Origin of the sequence: Clostridium polyendosporum, from assembly GCF_018332455.1 — a bacterium.
Lineage (GTDB): Bacteria > Bacillota > Clostridia > Clostridiales > Clostridiaceae > Clostridium_AY > Clostridium_AY polyendosporum.
The window spans coordinates 1-1508 of record NZ_BOPZ01000062.1 but is presented as its reverse complement, the minus strand read 5'-3'; the positions used below and the strand labels follow the sequence as shown (position 1 = coordinate 1508).

Sequence of the window (1508 nt, the reverse complement as noted above, 5' to 3'; positions counted from 1 at the left end):
GGTCCTCCACTAGTCATTACCATAGGTTGAACTATCAATTTAAATGCCCCTATCATTGTTGTTATTAAAACAAATGCCATTGTAGGTTTTAATGAAGGTAATGTAATATATCTGAATTGTTCAAGTTTGGTTGCTCCGTCAATACTTGCCGCTTCATACATATCTGCTGGTATATTTGTTAGTCCTGCAAGGAATATCATCATTTGATATCCTGCACCCTGCCATGCCGACATTAAAACGATTGTGTTCATAGCCTGACCAGTACTTGTCAAAAAAGGTTGACCAGGCAAACCAAACTTTTGAAGCATAGTGTTAACTAAACCTGAGCTAGGATTTAATAATGTCATCCAAAGTATTGAAACTACAACTAATGACATAACTACAGGGCTAAAAAAAGCAACGCGGAAAAATGTATTAAACTTGAATTTTTTATTTATTAATAAGGCCAATCCTAATGCTAATCCTACTTGTATTGGTATTACTAAAATAACAAAATGTAATGTATTCTTAAATGAGCTAATTACCATGTCATCTACTGCCATGTTTTTAAAATTTTCTAACCCTATAAAATGTATATCATTGGGTTTCAAAAGGTAATAATCTGTAAAGGCATATGAAATAGATAAAGCAATTGGAATTAAAATAAACGTACATATTCCTATTAATGCAGGAGATAAGAATAGATAGGCTAATATAGTTTCTTTTAACTTGTATGCTTTTTTAGATTTTACTTCTGGAACTTTATTTTCTACTTTTTCTTCTACTTCAACTCTTAATTTTGCTTCCACAGTAACCACCTACTTTCACCTTAGTCTGTATTTTCGCTCTTTCTCCTACTTTGATCTTCCCCATATACTACACCTCTTTACATTAATATAAATATAAATACAGCAGCAGTAAGCCACTGCTGTATCTTATGACTTATTTCTTATGATTTTTAGCTTCACGTTCAATTTCTTGAACTTTGTCATCTAAAGTCTTTTGTACATCTTTATTGTATATCACTCCTTCTACGGCTTGTTCAAAGCTTCTGGATATTACAGGATATATCACTGAACGTGGTCTAGCATGTCCACCTTTTAACAATTGATCCATTAATACTTTGTTTGGTCCATCTACATTGTATGTCTTAATTTCTGCTGCTGCTGATTTTCTTGCTGGCAGCATACTTATAGCTTTATTCATTGCTATTGTTGATTCTTTATTAGTCATCCATTCAACAACCTTTGCTGCTGTTTCTACATTTTTGCAATTTGATGTTACTGCAAAAGCCCATGATCCTGTTGGCACTTGTAACTTCTTTGTTTTAGGACTTACTGGATAAGGCATTAGACCCCAATCTAAATCCTTGTAATTCTTTTGTAAGTCAGCAACTATCCATGAACCTTGTAATAGCATAGCTGTTTTTCCTGTTTGGAATGCTTTATCCTCTGGAGTTGCACTAACTAACCCCTCTTTAACAAGTTTTTGCATAAAGGAAAGGGCTTCTACATTTTCTTTACTATTAA

General features: G+C 33.2%; 2 protein-coding genes. Both read right to left on the bottom strand.

What is annotated here, in order from left to right; genetic code table 11:
• On the bottom strand, positions 1-788 hold a 788-nt coding region (locus CPJCM30710_RS17340), incomplete at its 3' end, for a carbohydrate ABC transporter permease (protein WP_212905392.1).
• Between the two features lie 133 nt (positions 789-921).
• A partial coding sequence (locus CPJCM30710_RS17335) for an extracellular solute-binding protein (RefSeq protein ID WP_212905391.1) occupies positions 922-1508 on the bottom strand: 587 nt, incomplete at its 5' end.